The organism is Mesorhizobium sp. P2_F7 (genome assembly GCF_056403695.1).
The window spans coordinates 366,105-385,253 of sequence record NZ_JBFUFA010000004.1; the positions used below are offsets into that span (position 1 = coordinate 366,105).

General features: G+C 61.7%; 21 protein-coding genes and 1 tRNA gene. 10 read left to right on the plus strand and 12 right to left on the minus strand.

What is annotated here, in order from left to right; translation table 11 throughout:
• Nucleotides 1–3 precede the first annotated feature (3 nt).
• From AC1DZ8_RS15815 to AC1DZ8_RS15830, 4 genes are all read left to right on the plus strand, one after another.
• Complete coding sequence (locus AC1DZ8_RS15815; protein ID WP_477401174.1) at nucleotides 4–960, plus strand: beta-ketoacyl-ACP synthase III; 957 nt, start codon at nucleotides 4–6, stop codon at nucleotides 958–960.
• A 102-nt stretch (nucleotides 961–1,062) separates the two neighbouring features.
• On the plus strand, nucleotides 1,063–1,386 hold the full coding sequence (locus AC1DZ8_RS15820; RefSeq protein WP_477242842.1) for an integration host factor subunit alpha: 324 nt from the start codon (nucleotides 1,063–1,065) through the stop codon (nucleotides 1,384–1,386).
• A gap of 188 nt (nucleotides 1,387–1,574) precedes the next feature.
• Nucleotides 1,575–2,117, plus strand: a complete 543-nt coding sequence (locus AC1DZ8_RS15825; protein WP_142868005.1) for a MerR family transcriptional regulator — start codon at nucleotides 1,575–1,577, stop codon at nucleotides 2,115–2,117.
• Between the two features lie 88 nt (nucleotides 2,118–2,205).
• Nucleotides 2,206–2,508, plus strand: coding sequence for a hypothetical protein (locus AC1DZ8_RS15830; protein WP_477301645.1), 303 nt, complete (start codon nucleotides 2,206–2,208; stop codon nucleotides 2,506–2,508).
• A gap of 73 nt (nucleotides 2,509–2,581) precedes the next feature.
• On the opposite strand, the gene AC1DZ8_RS15835 is transcribed toward AC1DZ8_RS15830, so the two are convergent.
• Nucleotides 2,582–2,851, minus strand: a complete 270-nt coding sequence (locus AC1DZ8_RS15835; RefSeq protein WP_477301643.1) for a hypothetical protein — start codon at nucleotides 2,849–2,851, stop codon at nucleotides 2,582–2,584.
• A 156-nt stretch (nucleotides 2,852–3,007) separates the two neighbouring features.
• The gene (locus tag AC1DZ8_RS15840) at nucleotides 3,008–4,006 is read right to left on the minus strand and encodes an ATP-grasp fold amidoligase family protein (protein ID WP_477301641.1); all 999 of its coding nucleotides are present in this window, start codon (nucleotides 4,004–4,006) and stop codon (nucleotides 3,008–3,010) included.
• A gap of 344 nt (nucleotides 4,007–4,350) precedes the next feature.
• Between AC1DZ8_RS15840 and AC1DZ8_RS15845 the strand changes: the two genes are divergently transcribed.
• Nucleotides 4,351–4,554, plus strand: coding sequence for a hypothetical protein (locus AC1DZ8_RS15845; RefSeq protein ID WP_477288985.1), 204 nt, complete (start codon nucleotides 4,351–4,353; stop codon nucleotides 4,552–4,554).
• 232 nt (nucleotides 4,555–4,786) lie between these two features.
• On the opposite strand, the gene AC1DZ8_RS15850 is transcribed toward AC1DZ8_RS15845, so the two are convergent.
• Both AC1DZ8_RS15850 and AC1DZ8_RS15855 read right to left on the minus strand, forming a co-directional pair.
• Complete coding sequence (locus AC1DZ8_RS15850) at nucleotides 4,787–4,996, minus strand: hypothetical protein (protein WP_477301639.1); 210 nt, start codon at nucleotides 4,994–4,996, stop codon at nucleotides 4,787–4,789.
• A 168-nt stretch (nucleotides 4,997–5,164) separates the two neighbouring features.
• Nucleotides 5,165–5,779 (minus strand): hypothetical protein, encoded by a 615-nt coding sequence (locus AC1DZ8_RS15855; RefSeq protein WP_477301637.1) that lies wholly within the window; start codon nucleotides 5,777–5,779, stop codon nucleotides 5,165–5,167.
• Between the two features lie 295 nt (nucleotides 5,780–6,074).
• Between AC1DZ8_RS15855 and AC1DZ8_RS15860 the strand changes: the two genes are divergently transcribed.
• On the plus strand, nucleotides 6,075–6,356 hold the full coding sequence (locus AC1DZ8_RS15860) for a helix-turn-helix domain-containing protein (protein ID WP_477301635.1): 282 nt from the start codon (nucleotides 6,075–6,077) through the stop codon (nucleotides 6,354–6,356).
• 186 nt (nucleotides 6,357–6,542) lie between these two features.
• Entirely contained in the window at nucleotides 6,543–7,001 is a 459-nt protein-coding gene (locus tag AC1DZ8_RS15865; protein ID WP_477301633.1) for a YbaK/EbsC family protein, read from the plus strand.
• Between the two features lie 57 nt (nucleotides 7,002–7,058).
• On the opposite strand, the gene AC1DZ8_RS15870 is transcribed toward AC1DZ8_RS15865, so the two are convergent.
• Nucleotides 7,059–7,135 (minus strand) — tRNA-Pro (locus tag AC1DZ8_RS15870).
• Between the two features lie 145 nt (nucleotides 7,136–7,280).
• On the opposite strand from AC1DZ8_RS15870, the gene AC1DZ8_RS15875 reads away from it, so the two are divergent.
• Both AC1DZ8_RS15875 and AC1DZ8_RS15880 read left to right on the plus strand, forming a co-directional pair.
• Complete coding sequence (locus AC1DZ8_RS15875) at nucleotides 7,281–8,249, plus strand: glycosyltransferase family 8 protein (RefSeq protein WP_477301631.1); 969 nt, start codon at nucleotides 7,281–7,283, stop codon at nucleotides 8,247–8,249.
• Between the two features lie 47 nt (nucleotides 8,250–8,296).
• Complete coding sequence (locus AC1DZ8_RS15880) at nucleotides 8,297–9,280, plus strand: glycosyltransferase family 8 protein (protein ID WP_477301629.1); 984 nt, start codon at nucleotides 8,297–8,299, stop codon at nucleotides 9,278–9,280.
• A gap of 109 nt (nucleotides 9,281–9,389) precedes the next feature.
• Here AC1DZ8_RS15880 and AC1DZ8_RS15885 read toward each other — a convergent pair whose 3' ends face one another.
• The 5 genes from AC1DZ8_RS15885 to AC1DZ8_RS15905 all read right to left on the minus strand — a co-directional run bounded on the left by AC1DZ8_RS15885 (nucleotide 9,390) and on the right by AC1DZ8_RS15905 (nucleotide 14,906).
• Entirely contained in the window at nucleotides 9,390–10,049 is a 660-nt protein-coding gene (locus tag AC1DZ8_RS15885) for an FkbM family methyltransferase (protein ID WP_477401178.1), read from the minus strand.
• Between the two features lie 237 nt (nucleotides 10,050–10,286).
• Nucleotides 10,287–11,588 (minus strand): O-antigen ligase family protein, encoded by a 1,302-nt coding sequence (locus AC1DZ8_RS15890; protein WP_477301625.1) that lies wholly within the window; start codon nucleotides 11,586–11,588, stop codon nucleotides 10,287–10,289.
• On the minus strand, nucleotides 11,585–13,120 hold the full coding sequence (locus AC1DZ8_RS15895; RefSeq protein ID WP_477301623.1) for an undecaprenyl-phosphate glucose phosphotransferase: 1,536 nt from the start codon (nucleotides 13,118–13,120) through the stop codon (nucleotides 11,585–11,587). The genes AC1DZ8_RS15890 and AC1DZ8_RS15895 overlap by 4 nt, the downstream gene beginning before the upstream one ends.
• A gap of 84 nt (nucleotides 13,121–13,204) precedes the next feature.
• Complete coding sequence (locus tag AC1DZ8_RS15900) at nucleotides 13,205–14,335, minus strand: glycosyltransferase (protein WP_477301621.1); 1,131 nt, start codon at nucleotides 14,333–14,335, stop codon at nucleotides 13,205–13,207.
• Nucleotides 14,336–14,342: 7 nt separating this feature from the next.
• Nucleotides 14,343–14,906, minus strand: coding sequence for a polysaccharide biosynthesis/export family protein (locus AC1DZ8_RS15905; protein WP_112561792.1), 564 nt, complete (start codon nucleotides 14,904–14,906; stop codon nucleotides 14,343–14,345).
• A gap of 265 nt (nucleotides 14,907–15,171) precedes the next feature.
• Here AC1DZ8_RS15905 and AC1DZ8_RS15910 point away from each other — a divergent pair, with 265 nt between their 5' ends.
• Complete coding sequence (locus AC1DZ8_RS15910) at nucleotides 15,172–17,397, plus strand: GumC family protein (protein WP_477301619.1); 2,226 nt, start codon at nucleotides 15,172–15,174, stop codon at nucleotides 17,395–17,397.
• A gap of 165 nt (nucleotides 17,398–17,562) precedes the next feature.
• Here AC1DZ8_RS15910 and AC1DZ8_RS15915 read toward each other — a convergent pair whose 3' ends face one another.
• Together AC1DZ8_RS15915 and AC1DZ8_RS15920 are read right to left on the minus strand one after the other, a co-directional pair.
• Complete coding sequence (locus AC1DZ8_RS15915; RefSeq protein ID WP_477301617.1) at nucleotides 17,563–18,399, minus strand: GNAT family N-acetyltransferase; 837 nt, start codon at nucleotides 18,397–18,399, stop codon at nucleotides 17,563–17,565.
• A 3-nt stretch (nucleotides 18,400–18,402) separates the two neighbouring features.
• Entirely contained in the window at nucleotides 18,403–19,149 is a 747-nt protein-coding gene (locus tag AC1DZ8_RS15920; protein WP_477301615.1) for an aspartate/glutamate racemase family protein, read from the minus strand.

Below are 19,149 nucleotides of genomic sequence, written 5' to 3' on the forward strand. Positions count from 1 at the left end.
GTCGTGCGCGGCACCGGTGCCGCGCTGCCCCGCCGCATCATGAAGAATGCCGACTTCGAAGGCATGGTCGAGACCTCCGATGAGTGGATTGCCCAGCGCACCGGCATCCGCCAGCGCCATATCGCCGCTGATGACGAGACGACGGCATCGCTCGGCGAGGCCGCTGCGCGCGCCGCGCTCGACAGCGCCGGCCTGACGCCCGCCGACATCGACCTGATCGTGCTGGCGACATCGACGCCCAACAACACCTTTCCGGCGACCGCCGTCGAGATCCAGCACCGGCTCGGCATGCATCACGGCTTCGCCTTCGACATGCAGGCGGTGTGCTCGGGTTTCGTGTATGCGGTGACCACCGCCGACCTCTACATCAGAGGCGGCCTCGCCAAGCGCGTGCTGGTGATCGGCGCGGAGACGTTTTCGCGCATCCTCGACTGGAGCGATCGCTCGACCTGCGTTCTGTTCGGTGACGGCGCGGGTGCGCTGGTGCTGGAAGCGGATGAAGGCACCGGCGGCATTGCCGACCGTGGCGTGCTGGCGATGAGCCTGCGCTCCGACGGCGTCCACAAGGACAAGCTGTTCGTCGATGGCGGCCCGTCGACCACCGGCACGGTCGGGCATCTCAGGATGGAGGGCCGCGAAGTGTTCAAGCACGCTGTCGGCATGATCACCGACGTCATCGAGGCAACGTTTTCGCAGGCCGGCATCACCGCCGACGACCTCGACTGGTTCGTGCCGCACCAGGCCAATAAACGCATTATTGACGCTTCGGCCAGGAAGCTCGGGATTGCTGAACAAAAGGTGGTGGTCACCGTCGATTTGCACGGTAACACCTCGGCTGCTTCCGTGCCGCTGGCTCTCTCAGTGGCGGTCGCCGACGGCCGCATCAAGAAGGGTGATCTGGTGCTGCTCGAGGCGATGGGCGGAGGTTTCACCTGGGGCGCGGTTCTGGTCCGCTGGTAAGTGCCGAACTGGCTGGTTCGGTCCTTGACCTTGCCGGATCAATTACTTAGGCTCTGCCTTTGCTTGTATCGATTTATGTTTTTGAGCTGATGGGACGGTCGCATGGGGGGAAAGACACTTACGCGCGCCGACCTTGCCGAAGCTGTTTACCGCAAGGTCGGTTTGTCGCGCACGGAATCGGCTGAGCTTGTCGAAGCGGTTCTGGATGAGATTTGCGAAGCGATCGTTCGCGGCGAGACGGTGAAGTTATCGTCCTTTGCGACGTTCCACGTCCGCTCGAAGAATGAGCGCATCGGGCGCAACCCGAAGACCGGCGAGGAAGTGCCGATCCTGCCGCGCCGGGTGATGACCTTCAAGTCGTCGAACGTGCTGAAGAGCCGCATCTTACGCTCCCACCAGAACAGCAAGGCCAAGGGCAGCAAATAGGCTCCGGAGCAATTCCAGGAAAAGTGTGAAGCGGTTTTCCGTCCGGGATTGCGTCAAGGATGCACGACGCTGGTTGAAAACGGTGGTCCTCTTTGACGCCGGGCTTGAATGTTGTTTCATAAACCGCTGAAATAAAGCTCGATTCGGCACAATGAGCCGGATCGCCGTCCAGCGTGAGGATTTCGCCCATGGACAAGAGCCCCGACGCTTTCCGCACCATCAGCGAGGTTGCGGAGGATCTCGATCTGCCGCAGCACGTGCTGCGCTTCTGGGAAACCCGTTTCAACCAGATCAAGCCGATGAAGCGCGGCGGCGGCCGTCGCTATTACCGGCCACAGGATGTCGAACTGATCAAGGGCATCCGCCACATGCTCTACGACCAGGGCTACACGATCAAGGGCGTGCAAAAACTGCTGCGCGAGAACGGCAACCATTTCCTCGTCGCCATCGGCAATGGCGACATGGCTGCCGTCGAGGCGATCTCGCAGCGCAAGCAGGCCGATCAGGTGCCGCTGACGCCGGCAGCGCAGCCGCGCGGCATGGATGACGAGATGCTGGTCGGCCAGCCCAAGGTAAAACCCAGCCGCCGTTTTTTCGGCCTGGGCAAGACCGAGGAGGAAGGTCCGGTCCAGCCCGGCGCATCCAAACTGTCACGCGACAACCGCGCCTTGCTGCAGGAGGCGCTGTTCGACCTCCTGGAGTGCAAGCGCCTGCTCGACCAGGTGCGCTAAACCTCTAGGCGATTGACAGGCCCAAGCAAAATCGGAACCGGTTCTGCGGCCATGCGTTTGGCCTTCTCTGAAAAGAAGGAAAACAATCATGGTTTCGTTTTCGACCCTCTCCGATCTTGATCTCGAAAAGCAGGTCGCGACCCTTTCCAAGGAGCTTGCCGCCTTGCGCAAAGTCGTGGCCAAACGCGGCGGCGCTTACTACGAGGACGGGCGCGATGCCGCGTCGGACTATTATGGGCAGCTTGCCGACCGCATCAGCGACGCGCTGCCGGCAATCAGGAAGCAGAGCAGGGCGATCGAAAAGACGGCGCGCGATCATCCGGCGACGGCGGCTGCTGTCGGGTTGGTGGTGGTAGGTCTGGTCGCCAGCCTGTTGCTCAGCCGGCGCTAGAGCAATTCCAGGAAAATAAAAGGAAATGGCGGCCGTCACGTGGACGGCCGCCATTTCCCTGATCCGCGGCCGATTACTTAGCGAGCTTGATCTTGCCCTGCGGCGAAACCTGCGCGGTCTGGCTGCACTTGCCATAGACCGTGCCGTTCTTGTCGGTGGCGTCGGTATAGGTGCCCTTGCACTCGATCGAGAGCACCAGGCAATGGCCGGCGCCCTTGCAAACCGCGCCGCCGTCGCCCGTGGGATGCGTGCCGCCGGCGAAAGCCGAGGTCGAAAGCGAAGCCGAGCCGAAGGCCGAGACGACGAAAGCCGCGGCGAGCGTGATGCGCTTGAAGTTGGTCATTTGAGCATTTCCTTCTCTGGATCGAGGATCGCCATCATGGCGTCCTTCTGGGTTGGGGATCGCCTTCTTGGCGTCCATGCCGGGTTAGTGCGGCGCCCAGAACAAAGGTTCATGCGTGGTTCGAATTTTCTTCGCGTTTTTTCGCGGCGGCGATTTTTAGCCTTCGCCAACAGCCGTCGCCTGGCGGGAACGGCCGACATGGATCATGCATTTGGCGTGAAGTGCGCTGGCGTAGACGCGCGCCAGGCCGCTGTGCCGCCGCTGCAGATAATGCGACCGATCGAGCCGCCAGAGCCGCTCGATTTCGCCGGCGAACGCGGGATTGGTGGTGGTGCCATAGCCGGCGCCGGGATAGACGACGATCTCGCCGGCGTAGAGGCGATAATCGGTGACCAGAAAGTCGATGCGGATGTAGTCGAGGTCGCCGGCGATGACAGGGGCGATCGATACCGCCTGACGGACATAGTCGAGAAGCTGCGCATTGACCGACACCGCCTGATCCTCGCGCGGATAATCCGGATCGCGCCCGGGTACCGGATTGGAGTGCCGATCGAGAAGCAGTGAGCGCTTTGCGACCTTGTCCTCGACCCAGGCATGCGTCACCGCGCCGCCGCAGACATGCACCTTGATGTCGGTCGCGATCCTGGCGCCGGCGAGCGCCAGCCGCTCTTCCACGAACACGGTGCGAACGACAGGCCAATAGGCCCACTCGCCATCGCGACGGCCATAGCGCTTTCTCAGCCAGTGCCTCGCCTTGGCGACGATGAAGCCGCGACCGGGGTCGCCACCGGCAACGAATATGTTCATCGCGCAGCCGTGGTTGGTCTTGACGACGACATCGCCGGCCAGCAGGTTGAGAGGAATGTCTATGGCGTCGCGCCCGGACCACAGCGTCCGTGGTAAGGCCAGTTCGGGGCAGGCGCTGCTTATATGAGCCTTGGCAGCGAGCTTGTCGGTCAGGGTCACGAACAGCGGATTGCGGTCGAAGATTTTTCGCCACAGTACCAGCTCATGATAGCTCTCAGGCGCGGCCGGATTGGGCAGATAGCCCAGTTTCATGACGAATCGAACCACCAGGGCCGGGTGGCGAAGCGTGATGAGCAGGCGCGCAACAGCCAGAACGAGTCGGTGTCTGGCCGCGATGGTGGCCTTCATGAGGGATACCTCTCAGGAAAATCCCTGTCAGGCCGGCAAGCGGACCGATCGACCCGCACTTGTCCCCATAGCATAAATTATCCAGGCGGTATCATGCCCCGTATATCCCAGGTTCCACAGCCTGCCGCCGAATAAACGGCGACCTCACGGGAGGTTTTGCACCTCGGTCATGGGCAATCTCATTGTTAAATTTGCCAGAATCCTTGGAAAATGGCCGGCCAAGACCGTCCGGCTCTTGTCAGGTGGCGGCAGCAGTCATTGTCGCCACCTTGGCACCGCACTTACTGCCCCATCCGGCTGCGGCTATAACCCCAATCCAAAGATATCGGCGCAGGAGGCGGCGCGTGATCGCAAACTACATCGATGAGTTCATCATGTTCTGCGTCGGGCTGTGGATGACAGGCGTTGGCTTTGGACTGCTCCAAAGTCCTTTTCAGGCTCAGCCGGGTCAGCAGCCGTGGTGGCTGCAGGTCGCGAAGCATTTCAAATGGATGGGACCGCTGTTGATTTTGATCGCGATCGTGCTCGCGTTCGCGGCGCCATCCTAGCGGGTTTCGGCGACACTGAGACACCCGCGGCGTCCTGCAGGTCGCAACCCCTGTGCTGCCTCGGCCTTGCCCCTGGTCAGTTCGTTGGGCTGCACTGTGGTTGCTCGCGCGGGCGCATGGGCGTCATCGAACCCTGCCGCCACCTTGCCACGCCCGCATGGGAAAAACCAATGGGAAGGCGGCATTGGCGAGGACTCCAAGGCCAACCTTCCCATCGCGCAAGTCAGCCGGCTCAGGCCTTCTTGGCTTCCACCATCTTGTGGTGATGGTGGTGGTGGTGATGATGGCGGTGATGCCTCTTGTGATGCTTGTAGTGATGATGATGGTGGTGGTGATGCTTCTTCGCCATCGGAGCTGCGTCCGCGCTGCTGGCGCCGATAATCGGCAGCGAGACAGCCAGGGCGAAAGCGAGCCCGAGAGCCGACAGGAGGGACTTCTTCATGACTTCGTTTCCTTTTCTGCGCGGGCTGAATTTGACCGCCACCGGGCAAGATCGGTGACGTGAACCCCGCAGCCATGACTATCGCCTCCGAATTTTTCGACAGTTTTTCCCGACTGTAGAATTTTGTTTCTGGATTGTGTCTGGCGCCTTCGCAGGCGCAGCAACCGCTCACATCGGCGGAACGATGCCGTTGTTGCCAACCACGACCCGGCCGGAAGTCAGCGTGCCGTCGCTGCCACGCTCGGCGTTGACGAACACCACGGCACCGGGCTGAAGGTCGGCCGGTGTCGCCGGAGCGAAGGTCACCACCGGTGTCGTCTGCGGGATCGCGATCTGCTTCTTCTGACCATTGTCGTAGGTCAGCGTCACCGAGCGGCCCGCAATCTCGGTGACATCGGCAACCGTGCCGTTGGTCATCCGGCTGTTGGGCTCGAGATCCCACGGACGGTCGCCTTCGCCGGTGCCTTTGAGCGCAGCCGGGAAGATCACCACCTCCAGCGCGCCGCTGCCGCCATCGGCCTTTGAAACCGAGGCGATTCCGAGGAAATCGCCTTGTTTGATATCCCCGGCGTCCGCCTTGGCGACACCGGAAATCTTCCAGCCGTCAGCCAGCGCGATGGCGTCGGTGGCGCCTTCTCGGGTCTTCACCGTCAGCGTTGATCCGGCAAAGGCGGTAACGGTGCCACGAATGCGCACGGCGTCGGCGGCTTGCGCCTCGACCAGGCTGGCGCAGGCGAGGCCTGAGATCGTGGCGAGCACAATGGCTGATGTCTTCAATGTCATGGGTATGATCCTCTTGGGGAAAGCTGGCCCGATGCGGTTGCCAGCGACATCAGGCTAACGCGCGAGCGGCCCGAAACCGCTGAACACTTCGGCGTGCAACCCTTCAAAAGAACTTGATTGGGAGGATCGGGGCGGAGATCCCATATGTGCCTGGCGCCAGCGATTTTGACGCCGGTTCACGATGCCGTGACGGTCGGTTTGGGTCTTGGCAAATCGCCCTTGAGCGGGCATTGTCCCGGCTCTCAGGCAACACCCTATCATTTGATCCAAAACTCTTTAGCCCATGGAGTTGCCAATGCCCCAAAATGCAAGACACGAACCCTTCTCCAGGCTGGCGGCCGATGTTGCGCTTGAGCATCCCGGCCTTAAAGCCATCCGGGAAACAAAGGGATACAGTATTGAAGAGCTTTCCCTGACCTGCGGTCTGTCGACCAGCGAGATTGCCGACATAGAGAGCGGCAAGGACACCGATCCGTCGAAACTTCGCCGGATCGCCGCAGCATTGCAATTGCCGGAAACGGCCCTGATCGACGCCCCGGCGCCAACAGCGCCTGTGGAAAACCGGTCCGTTTCATAACAGCGACGCCAAGGCGTCTGTCGACAAGCTCGCCATGGTTTGCCCTGGCGAGCTTTTTCATGTTCGAGTGGCGAGAGCAATTCCAGGAAAAGCGTGAGCGGTTTCCGGGAAGCGCGTAGCGCCTCCCTTGGGAACTGCGAAAAACAAGTGTCTGTTGCCCGTCTTGGGCAGGGGAGAAATAGCGAGATGAGCCTTGAGACCGTGCGTGCCTTTCTGGCTGCCCATGCGCCCGATGTCGAAGTTTTGGTCACCGAAGCGAGTTCGGCGACTGTGGCGCTGGCAGCGGCAGCGCACGGCGTGGAACCGGCGCAGATCGCCAAGACCATCTGCCTGCGCGTCGGCGAACAGACCATGCTGATCGTGGCCGGCGGCATGTCGAGGCTCGACAACCGCAAATTCAAGGACCGCTTCGGCGGCAAGCCGCGCATGCTTGACGCCAATGAGGTTGTCGCCACTACCAGCCATCCGGTCGGCGGCGTCTGCCCGTTCGGCCTGCCGGCGCCGCTGCCGGTCTATTGCGACGTCTCGCTGCGTGTCTTCGATGAAGTCGTCCCCGCCGCCGGCGCCACCAACGCCGCCGTACGACTCAGCCCGCAGCGCATGGCCGAGATCGTCGGCGCCGAATGGGTTGATGTTTGTCAGTAGAGATCGTTGAGGGGGATTTGAGAAGAAGGGACTTTGGGGGCAAGTCCTGTCAAAAAATGGTCGGAGTGGCCGGATTCGAACCGACGACCCCTTGACCCCCAGTCAAGTGCGCTACCGGGCTGCGCTACACTCCGGACCGCGCAAAGCCATATATTTTCAAGGGTTATGGTGCAAGCGCTAAAACGGCGCGTTGGACCCGAAAAGTCATCAGGCATCCGGCCTTGTCGGCGCAACGCCAAGGCGATATGGCTCGCCCAATACCGATAAGAAGGGTTGCGCGTGGCAAATTCCTGTTTTTTTCTGGCGGCTGACGCCAACTATTTTCCGTATGCATGCTTGGCGGCGCGCAGAATTCTGGACGTTTCGGGAGACGCAACGCCAGGCTTCATCCTGCATGTCGGCGCACGTGATGCCGATATGCGTGTTGCTGACCGCCTGCTGAAGAACCGCCTTCGCATAATGGACGTATCGGCGTTGTTTGCGCAGGCCGGTCATACTTTCCGGCCAAGCAATGTCGGCACTTTTGTTCGGCTTTTCGCCGACCAACTGCCTCAGTTCGCGGACTATGACCGCATCGCCCATGTCGATTGTGATGTTCTCTTCAATCGAGATATCGGCGACTTGGTGGGCCAGACACTTCATGCTCCGTTGTTGGCCGCTCACGACGATTATATGTATTTCCGCCCGGGCTACCGGAACAAATTGTCGATGCAGCCGGGGGCACCTTACTTCAATGCCGGCATAATCGTCTTCAACATGCCGCCGGTGCGTGAACAGGGACTTTTGCACCGCGCCAGGGACGTGGCCGTTGCCGGGCAGATGAACGATCAGAACGCGCTGAACATCATCTTCGAGGGCAAGTGGCAGACGATGCATCCGAACTGGAATTTGATGTCCAACGATACGAAGGAGTTTCGGTTCGCCCAGGCCTATGCGCGGCATTTCGCCGGCGGCAAGCCGTGGGGGAACCAGGTCGACGTGGAGCCCGAGGCGCTTGCCGTCTGGCGCGATCTGGCAAGGGATACGCCTTGGCTTCAGCCGTTCCGGCAGCGCATTCCCTTCGAGCGGGGCATCATGAGGCGGTTCGCCCGCAGGTTCGACGGCATCATGGGGATGCTGCCGAACAAGGATCGGTATCGGCGGCGCGCACGGTACGACGGCAGCAAGGTGCATAAGATATATGCCGAGCATGCTGATGCGGGTGCGATGGCCGTGCAGTTTCCAGAAGTACTCGGTGGTTTCGCCTGAGACCTCCAACAGAGCTCCCGCGAATGGGTCAGGCAACAGGTCGTAGCATGTCGCAAAAATCGTGTTTCTTTTTCGCCACTGACCAGAGATATTTCCCGTATGCCAGTCTGGCGGCGCGCCGCGTGTTGAACGTGTCGGACCAGATCGACGGATTTATTTTGCACACCGGTGTCATCTCCAGCGAAGACCGAGCGATCGGCGAGCATTTGCTCGGTGGGAAGATTCGCATCCTGGATGTCACGAAATTCATGGAAGCGACAAACTTCAACCGCGGAACGCACCCAACTCTCGCGACCTATATCAGGCTGTTCGCCGACCAGTTGCCTGAATTCGAACCATATGATCGCATCGCCTATTCAGACGCCGATGTACTTTTCAACCGATCGATAGCCGACCTCAGCAATGTCCCGCTCAACGCTCCACTGCTGGCCGCACACGATGAGCAGACCTATTTCGACGTAAAATATCGACAGCATCTGCCGATGCAGCCCGGGGCGCCGAAGTTCAATGCCGGCGTGCTGGTGTTCAACATGCCGCTGATCAGGCAGGAGAGGCTTCTGGAGCGTACCCGGCAGTTGGCGTCCGAGCAGGTCTACGGGATGGATCAAGGCGCATTGAATCTGGCTTTCGAGGGCAGGTGGCAGACGATGCATCCATTCTGGAACGTGATGACCAACTACACCAGCCAGATTCCTTTCAGCCGGTGCTACGCCCGCCACTTCGCATGGGGCAAGCCCTGGGACCGTCCGCCGATCGGGGTCGAGCTCGACGCCATGGCAATCTATCGCGATCTGGCGAAAGACACGCCCTGGGCCAGCCGCTTCAGCCGTAGCTGGCCGGTCAAGAGAGGCCTGTTGAAGAATCTCGGTCGCAAGTTCGACGCCATCAGCGGGATTTTGCTGAACGATGAGAAGCGCAAACGAAGGGCGAGGTTCGATGCCGAAAAGGTCAGCGGCATCTTTGCCGGCCACGCTGACAATTTGATGTTGGCCGTGCAATACCCCGAGCAGGTTGCCGGCATCGCAAGATAGAATCTAACGCTCCGCCGGGCGCAATTCATTCCTGCCAATCTTCCTCGTGAAGTCTATGCCTCGCTGGTTGATGCCCTCCCGGCAAGGACGTTCGAGGCCGAGCCGGAACTTAACTCCAATCCAGATTGATGTTGCGGATGCCTTCGCGCGCGATCCGGCCCCGCAGCTTGCCGATCCGGTCAGCCAGGTCTGGCGAGAACCGTTCATGTGTCTCGACCAGGATTTGTCCAATCGAACGATGAATGCCCGCATCCAGCATGGCTTCGATGCATTCCGCTTCGGCCCCTTCTATGTCCATCTTGACGATGGCGATCGGCTCATGGAGACCTTGCAGGAACTGCACCAGGTCAACCACTTCAACTTCAAAGGTTTTCCCGTTCGTGTGTTCATGTGTCTGAATCAGGGACGACGATTCGGTCCTGCGGAGATCGCTGACATCCGGCCTCTGATGGAATGTGGCCTTTCGCGCTGATCCGCCGACAGCTTTCGGAATGATTGTTACCCGATCGTTGTCGCTAAATCTTTTCGTCAAAACCTGGCGGGCAACGGGGTCAGGCTCGAAAGCAATCACCCGCATCCCATAGGCAAGGACATGTCCCGTGACGTCGCCAATATTGGCACCGAGATCGATGAACAGGCTATCGGCGGGAAGCTTTTTCATAAGCTGATGGAAATCGTATTCAGCCTGCCGCACACGCCGTGGCGGCCTGTGCCACCGGCGATACGCGTACCAGCGCAGCATGAATTCGAAATAGCTTTCCCTCAGCATAACCAGGCCCGTCAGATTAGTGGCCGCCACCAGCGCCGAACATTATCCAGCCTGGCAAGCACGCCAACTCAATTCGAATTTTGTCAGTCGCGTTTAGCGACGTTTTCTCACCATCACAACATAAATGCGCTGCCAGCAGCCGTGCTCAATTTGACCAGGTTGGAAGCAAGCAGATCAAAGCCTGCGGGGCCTGCACAGCCCGGTATTGGCATGCGCGGCTATTCCTGTCCTTCAGGATTACTCGGTTAGCATGGGCTGCGCCACCGCCCGCAACCCCCGCTGATGCCTGTATTCCAGCGCGATCGCGCCCCAGATCAGGCCGAGCAGCAGGTAGAGATGGCGCCAGTGGTCGATGTCGATGAAGGTGCCGAGCCCGATATTGCCGATGAAAGCGACGTAGGCGCAGAGCAGATAAGGCTGCCATGGCCGGTCGCGCAAAAGGATGCGGAAGCCGGCAGCGATCGTCCACAGCGTCAGCGACAGGAACGAGACGAAGCCGAGCCAGCCATAGTCCATCAGCGTCTTCAGCCAGATGTCATGCGTGTCTTCGCCAAAAATGGTGCCGAACACCAGCGGACCGATGCCGAGCGGATGCTCGAGCGCCATCTGGAAGCCGATTGTGTAGCGGGCAAAACGTCCAAGCCGGGCCGTGTCGTAGCTCTGTTCCAGTTGGGCGCGGCTGGAAAACATCTCGCTGACGCCCGGCAGTTGCAGGATGACGATCATGGCGACCACCAGCAGCGCGACAGCCGCGATGGTCATGATGACGACGCGCAGCCGGAACTTGCCACTGTTGCTCTGCAGGAACAGCGCGCCGGTGAGCAGGATCGCCGAGACGGCGAACATGCCCCAGGCGCCGCGCGAGAAGGAAAAGAAGATGCCGGCGGTGATGATCAAAAGCGGCACCGCCAAAAGCGGCATGCGCGCGATCGACCCGGTCAACATGAGATAAAGCAGATAGATGCCGGGCAGCACCAGGAACGGCCCGAACACATTCGGATCCTGGAAGGCGCCCTGGGCACGGTCGTATCTGGTGAAGATCTCGGCGCCGGGGAAGACGTGGAAATAGCCAGCAATGCCGAGCAGCGCCGTGGCCACCGCGGAGAAGACATAGGCGATGAAGATCAGCCGGTAGAGGCCGGGCTGCACCGCCGTCACCGACGAGAAAAACACCGCGGTGAAGGCGAGGAACAGCGACACAGCGAGATAGAGCGGCGTGTTGGCGAGATCGGCCATCTGCGTCATGGCAATCATGCCGCCGATGTTCATCGCGATCAGCAGCACCAGCAGCGGCACGGCCGCGCGCGATATGCGCAGGCCAAACAGCGCCCACACGCCGATCAGCCCGACCATGAAGAGATCGTAAGGCGCCGGTTCGTCGATGACGAAGCCCGAGAGGAAGACGCCAAGAAACACCGCGCCTGAAGATATCAATGCGATCAGCTTGGCGTTGACCACCGAAGGCGGCAACGTGTTGACCACCGAAGGCGGCAACGTGCTGACCGCGGCCCGCGGCACCTCATGGGAAATCGCGCTCAATAGGCGTTTTCCGTATTGAGCAGCCGCAGCGGCGTCAGGATCAGGATGCGCAAATCGAACAGCATCGACCAGTTCTCGATATAGTAGAGGTCGTACTCCGTGCGCATGCGGATCTTTTCATTGGTGTCCATCTCGCCGCGCCAGCCGTTGATCTGCGCCCAGCCGGTGACGCCGGGCTTGACCTTGTGGCGGGCGAAATAGCCGTCGACCACCTCGTTGTAGAGAAGGTTGTGCGACTGCGCGGCGATCGCATGCGGGCGCGGACCGACCAGCGACAGCGAGCCGAACAGCGAGTTGAAGAACTGCGGCAGTTCGTCGATCGAGCTCTTGCGGATGAAGCGGCCGACGCGGGTGACGCGCGGATCGTTCTTGGTCACCGTCTGCTTGGCGCTCGGGTCCGAGCGGTCGGTGTACATGGAGCGGAATTTGTAGACTTCGACGATCTCGTTGTTGAAGCCGTGCCGCTTCTGCTTGAACAGCACCGGCCCCTTGCTGTCGAGCTTGATGGCAATGGCGGTCACCAGCATCACCGGCGAAAACAGGATGATGCCGATCAGCGAGAAGACGATGTCGAAGGCGCGCTTGGCGACCGAATCCCAGTCGTTGATCGGCCTGTCGAAGATGTCGAGCATCGGCACCGAGCCGATGTAGGAATAGGCGCGCGGGCGAAACTGCAGCGCGTTCGAATGCGCCGACAGCCGGATGTCGACCGGCAGCACCCAGAGTTTCTTCAGCAACTGCAGCACGCGCGTTTCGGCAGTCAGCGGCAACGACACGATCAGCATGTCGATGCGCGCGATGCGGGCGAATTCCATCAGCTCCGAAATGGTGCCGAGCTTGGGATAGCCGGCCACGATCGGCGGCGAGCGCTTGTCGCCGCGGTCATCGAAGATGCCGCAGATGCGGATGTCGTTGTAGGGCTGCTTTTCGACCGAGCGGATCAGCATCTCGGCCGCCTTGCCGCCGCCGACGATGACGGCGCGGCGTTCCATGCGGCCGTCGCGCGCCCAGCGCCGGATCAGCTTCGACATCACCAGCCTGAGGCCGAACAGCAGAAGCAGGCCGACAACGAACCATGTGCCGAACAGCAGGCGTGAATAATCCTCCGACATCTTCATGATGAAGGCCGTCAGCGCCATCAGCGCGAAGGTGCCGGCCCAGACCATCAGCACGCGGCCGAGGTTGGAGATCGGCCGCATCAAGGCGGAGATCTGGTAGCAGTCGGAGACGTCGAGCAGAACCACGGCCACGAACGAGGCGGCGGCGATGGTCAGCGGATATTGCCAGGCGAGGTAAGTGAAGAAGCCGACAAAATAAAAGTAGAGCACGAGCCCCGACAGGAACAGCAAGGCGAATTCAACGATGCGCAGCACGCCGCTGACCATGACCGGCGACATCGTATCCCGCCTGTACTGCGAGGCGACCTGGCGGGCGACACTGTTCATGCCGCCGGGCGAAGGGGGCTCGGCAGGACCGTCGAATTTGCGCACCGCATCGGCTGAGAAGCGGCGCGTGGGGTCGGTCTCGTTCATCGGGTTTCCCACAAGCTTCCGCCATGACCATAGCAGAAAGAGAGCTAAAAAAACCTTGAGACAACCTGTGGTTTCGGGAAGTAGCTATTTGCTAAGCGCGGCGAAATAGGCCTTTTCGATGGCAGCGGCCATCACATCGACGCCGAAGCGCGCCTTGAGGCTGGCGGTATCGGGCATGACGCGTCGATAGGCGTCGAAGTCGCCCAGCGCCTCACGCATCTTGTCGCCGAGTTGGCGCGGATCAGGACGGATCAGGGCAGGGGAGTCTTCACCAAAAATTTCGGGGATACCGCCGACAGCGGTCGCAATCATCGGCCTACCGGCTGCCAGCGTCTCCAGCACGATGTAGGGCATGGCTTCCGCGCGCGACGGCACGACGACCAGCTGGGCCATCGCAAAGGCTTCCCGGGCCGGCATTGGTGGCAGGAAGCGGACCTGTTTTTCCAGCCCCAGTCGCTTCACCTGCGCGTGGTAGCGCGGCAGGTCGTCGCCATCGCCGACCATGACCGCGGTCAGGCGACGCTCAAGCTGGGGGCCTGCCAGCGCCAGTGCCTCGATGAAGATGTCGGGCCCTTTAAGGTCGCGCATCATGCCGATGTAGAGCAGATCGGCAGCGTCGGGCGCCGTCACCACCGGCTCGAACTCGGCGGCGCGCAGGCCGTTGTAGACCAGCGTGTTCGGGATCGGCGGCTCGCCGACCTTCCTGCGATAGGTGCGCCGCTCATAGTCGGAGACGAACAGCAGGCAGTCGGTGAAGCGCGCCATGAAGCGCTCCAGCGCGAAGAACAGCTTTCCGGTCGTCGTCGTTTCGTCATAGTGGAGGGAGCCACCATGCGGCGAATAAAGGCGGGCTACGCGAGACCTTGATACCCGCAACAATGAGCCGAACAGACGGGCATAGGCACCACCCTTGGCGCCATGTCCATGCAATACGTCCGGCCGCAATTCCTTGATGATTCTGTAGGTGCGCCATGCAGAGGCGAGGTCGCCCGGCCCGACATGGCGCTGCATTGGTGTGCGGTGGATACCCAGCACCAGGCTGTCCTTCATCTGGTCGAACAGGCGTTCCTCGTATTCGCCGCCTGTGGTCGAATCGCAGACGATGCCCACGACGTGCCCGGCGGCAAGTTGTGCCTCCGTCAGGTCGCGCACATGTCGGAAGATCCCGCCGACGGGTGAGCGAAAGCAGTGGACGATCCTGAGTTGGTCCGCCACGTTGATGTCAGAACAGGCGTTCGCGAACGTAAACGGTATCGCCAGGCAGCAAGGGGTCGGAGGTGACCACCCTGCCGGTCATCACCTTGCCGTTGATGTCGCGGGTGATGTCGACGCTTTCCTGGTTGGCGCGCGGCGAGAAGCCGCCGGCAATAGCAATCGCCTTCTGCACGGTCAGGCCCGGGACATAGGAATACTGGCCAGCCGCACCCACTTCGCCCATGACGAAGATCGGCCGGTAGCGGTCGATCTCGACGGACACGTCGGGATCGCGCAGATAGCCTTGGCGCAATTTGTCGGCGATCTCCTTTTCCAGCTGCTGGGCCGTGTGGCCACGTGCCGGCACGGCGCCGACCAGCGGGAAGGACATGTAGCCGGACTGGTCGACGCTGTAGGTGTTGGTCAGCCCGTCCTGCTCGAACACGGTGACGCGGACGCGGTCGCCGGCGCCGAGCCGGTAGGGCTGGTCGAGCACTTCGTGGAAGGCCGCCGGCGTCGGCCGGTAGCTGGAGCAGCCGGCGAGCATCGACACGGCCAGCAGAGCGCGAAACAGACCAGCAGCGCTTTTCATGATCGGACACATACCTTCGTCGCTGTGGCCGCCATGGCGCGGCGGCAAACCTTAAGGATCTGGGTTGGTTATCATCCTGTTAGGGTTAATGGCCGGTAAAGGGACGCGGCCGATTTGGCGGCAATCGACAAAAAGCCGAGTAGTTTCACGGCCTTTGTTTACTCGCCGGCAGCAAACCCTAACGGCTGCTTACCGCCATCTTAACGCCTGAGTTACCATAGTTGTTTACGGTACTTCCTAGACTCATGTTCCGGAGCAGGAATGCATGTCCGTTCAGTCCGCGGCCGCAGATGTCGATGTCGACCTGAGACAGCTCTTCGCCAGCCTGGCGAGGAACTGGCTGCGCATCCTCTTGGTCACGCTCATCGTCACCGGTCTTGCCTTCGCCTTCGCCTGGCTTGCCACGCCGCATTACAAGGCGACGACGCAGCTGAAAATCCAGTTGAGCGAATCGGCCTATACCCGGCCTGCCGGCACCAATGACGACGACAAACCCGTGCTCGATGCGGAAGGTGTAGCAACCGAGGTCCAGGTCATTTCCTCGTCCGACATTCTCAACAAGGTGGCTGAAGATCTGAATCTGGGCGACAAGCCCGAGTTCAACGATGCGCTCGGCATGTCGCCGGTGAGCCGGCTTCTGGTCATTGCCGGGCTGAAGAGCGACCCGCAAGAAATTCCGCTTGAAGAGCGCGTGCTGATGAAGATGCGCGACAAGCTCAACGTCTATGGCGTGGAAAAGACGCGCGCCATCGCCATCGAATTTTCCTCGGAAGATCCCAAGCTTGCCGCCGACATTCCGAACGCCATTGCCGCCCGCTACCTGGCCTACCAGGCGGATGCCAAGACCAAGTCGAACGCCGCCGCGACCGCCTTCCTGGGGCCGGAGATCGATGAGTTGCAGAAGCAGGTCAGGGATGCCGAAGCCAAGGTAGCGGCCTTCCGCTCTGCCCAGTCGGACCTGCTGATGGGCGGCAACAATTCGGTGCTGGCGACACAACAATTGTCCGAACTGTCGACCGAACTGTCGCGTGTGCGCGCCAACCGCGCCTCGGCCGAGGCGACGGCCGAAAGGGTGCGCCAGGCTTTGCAGAATGGCGGCTCGCTGGACGCTGTACCCGAAGTGCTTTCTTCCGATCTGATCCAGCGGCTGCGTGAGCGTCAGATCGAGCTCAGGACCAACATCGCCGATCTCTCCACCACCTTGCTCGACAACCATCCGCGCCTGCGGGCGATGCGATCGCAGCTTGCCGATCTCGACGGCCAGATCCGCAACGAGGCGCAAAAAATCATGCGCGGATTGCTGACCCAGGCGCAGACCGCCCAGGCACGCGAAAACCAGCTGATATCGGACGTCAACAAGCTGAAGGCGGCGTCGTCGCGCGCCGGCGAGGAGCAGGTCCAGCTGGATGCGCTGCAGCGTGAGGCGAACGTCCGGCGCCAGCAGCTTGAATCCTATATGACAAGTTTCCGCGAGGTGTCCTCGCGCAAGAACTATCTGCCGGTCGATGCCAGCGTGTTTTCCGAGGCGCGCGTGCCTTCGGAGCCCTATTTCCCCAAACTGGTCCCGATCGTCGGCGCCGCTTTCGTCGGCTCGCTGCTGCTGATGTCGATCATCACGCTTCTGCAGGAGCTGTTTTCGGGCCGCGCCATGCGTCCGGCGCCTGGCGCCCGATACGAGCGCATCGAACAGGTTGCCATGCCAGTCGCGTCGGCGCCGGTCGTCGAGCCGGAACCGGCGGCTGCGGTCGACGAGGCGGAAGACCGACCGGCGGACATGGAAGCTGAACTGGAGCCGAAAGCGGTCCCAGAGTCGGCTCCCACAGCACTGGAAGAACCAGCGCTGGAAGAACCAGTGGTCGCAGACCCCGAACCCCAACCGGTACGCTCCAGCCTTGGCGAAATCGATGTCGAGAAGGCGGCGGAAAAGCTGATCGCCAGTGGTGCCGCGCGCGCCATCTTCGTCTCGCCTGAAGGCGACGAGGCTGCGGCCTCGGCCGTGCTGGTGGCGCGCGAAGTCTCCGACGCCGGCCTGCGCGTGCTGCTGCTCGACCTGACTGCATCGGGCGCTGCTTCGCGACCGATGCTGGACAGCGGGCTGTTTCCCGGCATCACCAATCTGCTGGCATCGGAAGCGCAGTTCAGCGACGTCATCCACGCCGACCTCTATTCCGACTGCCATGTCGTTCCCGTCGGCACCGCCGATCCGGTCCGCGCTATGCGCGCCGCCGACCGTCTGCCGATCATCATGCAGTCGCTGACCACCGCTTATGATCTGGTCATTGTCGAATGCGGACCGGCCGACGCGCACGGCATCAGCCGACTGGTCGGCGACAGCACCGAGGTCTTTCTCTCCATGCTGCAAGCCGACGACGAGGTGGCGCAGGCCGCCGTCAAGCTGATCGAAAGCGGCTATCCCGATCTCACTCTGGTGACACCGATTGGCCATGAGACGCCGGGAAACCCCGTGCCGGGACGACGTAGCGCCGCCTGAGTCATCCGACACTTCTACTTAGGCGGCGCCTGCCAGTTTCTTGCCCCACCGATTTCTTGCAAAGCCGGTCGTCCGTTGCTCGCCGGTTTCCAAAACCAAAGCTCTCAGCTGCGCGGTATGAAGAAGCGCACGCGCCTGGCCAGGCCTGTCAGGCTGCGCCGGGATCTACCCTAGCTCCAGGGTCGTCACGCCAAATGTTCGGCGCGAGTCGACCTTCGGAGGCGGGCCTTTGTACATGCGGGTGGTGGAAAAGGTCGGCGTGAAACCAATCGCCGTAAGCGCCGCAGTGAAATCGCTATTGCCGGCTGGAACGTCGATATGCAGGTCGCCGCCTTGGCATGCGCCAGCCAGACTGCCCAACAGTTGCATCGCCGTCTCGGTGTCGTCGGCAAACAGCGGGCCGATCTTGTAACCCGAACGGCAGGGACGAGCCACGGCGTAACCGATGGTGCCGAGTGAACTGATCGCGGCGAACCCGACATGCGGTGGTTGCGACCAACGGTGCAGGAAGGCTCGCCGAGGTGCGGGGAAGCATTGGGCGTCATAGGCGATGATGTCAGGCACGAGTTGCGTGCTTATCACCCGCACCCCTTCGCTTCGGATGGACGGGATCGCGGTACGGCCGCTGAAGCGGATGGTTTCGTAAGCCGGCCTGAATCCCTTACGCCGGTAGTTGGCCAACTGCGCTGCGACGCCATCGAGGCCGACTGTTCGGCCGGCCAGTCTGGCCATGCCGGCGCTCCAGACCGCTTTGCCATGGCCTTGGCCGCGCATATCTGGTCGGCAGATGTAGAGACCGATGAAACCGAAACTACTGCCATAGGCGACAGACGAGATGGCGGCGACCAACTCGTTGCCGACGAAGGCGCCGATGAAGCCTTCAGGGTCGGTTGGCTGAAACGCGGCGGCATCGTCAAGGCCGGGGTTCCAGCCTTCGGCGGCAGCCCAGTCGATAAGAACAGCCAGTTCTTGCAGCGACAGTGCACGGATGGTCGGCTTCATGGCTCACTCCGCGGCGATCGTTCCGGGCGAGAAGGATTTCAGCACGCCGCGATAGGGCTTGGCCAGCGGGCTGGCATAGGCGCCGCGCTTCGAGGTTGAGAGCCCCAGTGCGATCAACGCCTCGGCCTGCTTGACCGCCGCGCCGACGCCGTCGATGACCGGCAGGTCGAATTCCTCCTGCAACCGATGGGCCAGGTCGGCCATGCCGGCGCAGCCGAGCACGATGGCCTCTGCTCGGTCCTCCTCGATGGCGCGGGCGATCTCGGCGCGCAGTTTCTCGACCGCGCCGGATGTCGTGTCTTCGAGGGCGAGCACGGGAATGTCCGCGGCGCGCACGCGGGCGCGCCCGGCCATGCCGTAGCGCTGCACCAGCCCCTCGACAGGGACACGCGAGCGTTCGGTGGTCGTTACGACTGTGAAGCGCTGGGCAATGTAGGAGGCGACACTGAGTGCGGCCTCACAGATTCCGATGACCGGAATGGAGGCCATGGCGCGTGCCGCATCCAGGCCGGTATCGTCGAAGCAGGCGATGATGGCGGCCTGCGCCCCGGCACGTTCGCCGGCGGCGATCTCCATCAAAAGACCGGGCACGGCCAAAGCCTCGTCATAATAGCCCTCGATAGACGCCGGACCCATGGAGGAGGTGACGGCCACCACCTCTGTTCCGGCGCCGGCGACGCCGCGCGCGGCCGCCGCGATCGTCTCGGTCATGCTCGCCGTCGTGTTGGGGTTCACAACCAGTATTTGCAC

What these genes read in the sequence shown, in the direction of transcription:
- AC1DZ8_RS15820 (WP_477242842.1), top strand. Translation starts at nt 1,063, where the DNA reads ATGGGGGGAAAGACACTTACGCGCGCCGACCTTGCCGAAGCTGTTTAC.
- AC1DZ8_RS15825 (WP_142868005.1), top strand. Translation starts at nt 1,575, where the DNA reads ATGGACAAGAGCCCCGACGCTTTCCGCACCATCAGCGAGGTTGCGGAG.
- AC1DZ8_RS15830 (WP_477301645.1), top strand. Translation starts at nt 2,206, where the DNA reads ATGGTTTCGTTTTCGACCCTCTCCGATCTTGATCTCGAAAAGCAGGTC.
- AC1DZ8_RS15835 (WP_477301643.1), bottom strand. Translation starts at nt 2,851, where the DNA reads ATGACCAACTTCAAGCGCATCACGCTCGCCGCGGCTTTCGTCGTCTCG.
- AC1DZ8_RS15840 (WP_477301641.1), bottom strand. Translation starts at nt 4,006, where the DNA reads ATGAAGGCCACCATCGCGGCCAGACACCGACTCGTTCTGGCTGTTGCG.
- AC1DZ8_RS15850 (WP_477301639.1), bottom strand. Translation starts at nt 4,996, where the DNA reads ATGAAGAAGTCCCTCCTGTCGGCTCTCGGGCTCGCTTTCGCCCTGGCT.
- AC1DZ8_RS15855 (WP_477301637.1), bottom strand. Translation starts at nt 5,779, where the DNA reads ATGACATTGAAGACATCAGCCATTGTGCTCGCCACGATCTCAGGCCTC.
- AC1DZ8_RS15860 (WP_477301635.1), top strand. Translation starts at nt 6,075, where the DNA reads ATGCCCCAAAATGCAAGACACGAACCCTTCTCCAGGCTGGCGGCCGAT.
- AC1DZ8_RS15865 (WP_477301633.1), top strand. Translation starts at nt 6,543, where the DNA reads ATGAGCCTTGAGACCGTGCGTGCCTTTCTGGCTGCCCATGCGCCCGAT.
- AC1DZ8_RS15880 (WP_477301629.1), top strand. Translation starts at nt 8,297, where the DNA reads ATGTCGCAAAAATCGTGTTTCTTTTTCGCCACTGACCAGAGATATTTC.
- AC1DZ8_RS15885 (WP_477401178.1), bottom strand. Translation starts at nt 10,049, where the DNA reads ATGCTGAGGGAAAGCTATTTCGAATTCATGCTGCGCTGGTACGCGTAT.
- AC1DZ8_RS15895 (WP_477301623.1), bottom strand. Translation starts at nt 13,120, where the DNA reads ATGAACGAGACCGACCCCACGCGCCGCTTCTCAGCCGATGCGGTGCGC.
- AC1DZ8_RS15905 (WP_112561792.1), bottom strand. Translation starts at nt 14,906, where the DNA reads ATGAAAAGCGCTGCTGGTCTGTTTCGCGCTCTGCTGGCCGTGTCGATG.
- AC1DZ8_RS15910 (WP_477301619.1), top strand. Translation starts at nt 15,172, where the DNA reads ATGTCCGTTCAGTCCGCGGCCGCAGATGTCGATGTCGACCTGAGACAG.
- AC1DZ8_RS15915 (WP_477301617.1), bottom strand. Translation starts at nt 18,399, where the DNA reads ATGAAGCCGACCATCCGTGCACTGTCGCTGCAAGAACTGGCTGTTCTT.